Origin of the sequence: Pseudomonas sp. Nvir, from assembly GCF_963778085.1 — a bacterium.
In the GTDB taxonomy this organism is placed as follows: Bacteria; Pseudomonadota; Gammaproteobacteria; order Pseudomonadales; family Pseudomonadaceae; genus Aquipseudomonas; species Aquipseudomonas juntendi.
Genome location: NZ_CAVZVN010000035.1, coordinates 1 through 1,062, shown reverse-complemented (window position 1 = coordinate 1,062; position 1,062 = coordinate 1). Strand labels below are relative to the sequence as shown.

At 58.3% G+C, this 1,062-nt stretch carries 1 protein-coding gene; it reads left to right on the top strand.

Annotated features, from left to right (window positions below; all coding sequences use genetic code 11):
- On the top strand, positions 1–1,062 hold a 1,062-nt coding region (locus AACG97_RS00275; RefSeq protein WP_338463244.1), incomplete at both ends, for an ATP-binding cassette domain-containing protein.

Below are 1,062 nucleotides of genomic sequence, written 5' to 3'. Positions count from 1 at the left end.
CGTTATGGTCTGATCGGCGCCAACGGCAGCGGTAAATCGACCTTTATGAAGATCCTCGGCGGCGATCTCGAGCCGACGCTGGGCAACGTTTCTCTCGACCCGAACGAGCGTATCGGTAAGCTGCGCCAGGATCAGTTCGCCTTCGAAGCATTCACCGTGCTGGATACGGTTATCATGGGCCACGGCGAGCTGTGGGAAGTGAAGCAAGAGCGCGATCGCATCTACGCGCTGCCCGAAATGAGCGAGGAAGACGGCTATAAAGTGGCCGACCTGGAAGTCAAATACGGCGAGATGGACGGTTACTCCGCCGAAGCGCGCGCCGGCGAACTGCTGCTCGGCGTCGGCATTCCGGTTGAACAGCATTACGGCCCGATGAGCGAAGTCGCGCCGGGCTGGAAACTGCGCGTCCTGCTGGCGCAGGCGCTGTTCTCCAATCCGGATATCCTGCTGCTCGACGAACCGACGAACAACCTGGACATCGACACCATCCGCTGGCTGGAGCAGACGCTGAACGATCGCGACAGCACCATGATCATCATCTCGCATGACCGTCACTTCCTGAACATGGTCTGCACCCACATGGCGGACCTCGACTACGGCGAGCTGCGCGTCTATCCGGGCAACTACGACGAATACATGACCGCGGCCACCCAGGCGCGTGAGCGTCTGCTGGCGGACAACGCCAAGAAAAAAGCGCAGATTGCGGACCTGCAGTCCTTCGTTAGCCGCTTTAGCGCCAACGCTTCTAAATCACGTCAGGCCACCTCGCGCGCGCGCCAGATTGACAAAATCAAGCTGGAAGAGGTTAAAGCCTCCAGCCGTCAGAACCCGTTTATCCGCTTCGAACAGGACAAGAAACTGTTCCGTAACGCGCTGGAAGTGGAAGCCCTTACCAAAGGCTTTGATGAAGGTCCGCTGTTCAAAAAGGTCAACCTGTTGCTGGAAGTGGGCGAGAAGATTGCCATTCTGGGCGCCAATGGCGTGGGTAAATCCACCATGCTGAAAACTCTGGTAGGCGAACTGCAGCCGGACAACGGCACCGTGAAATGGTCTGAAAACGCG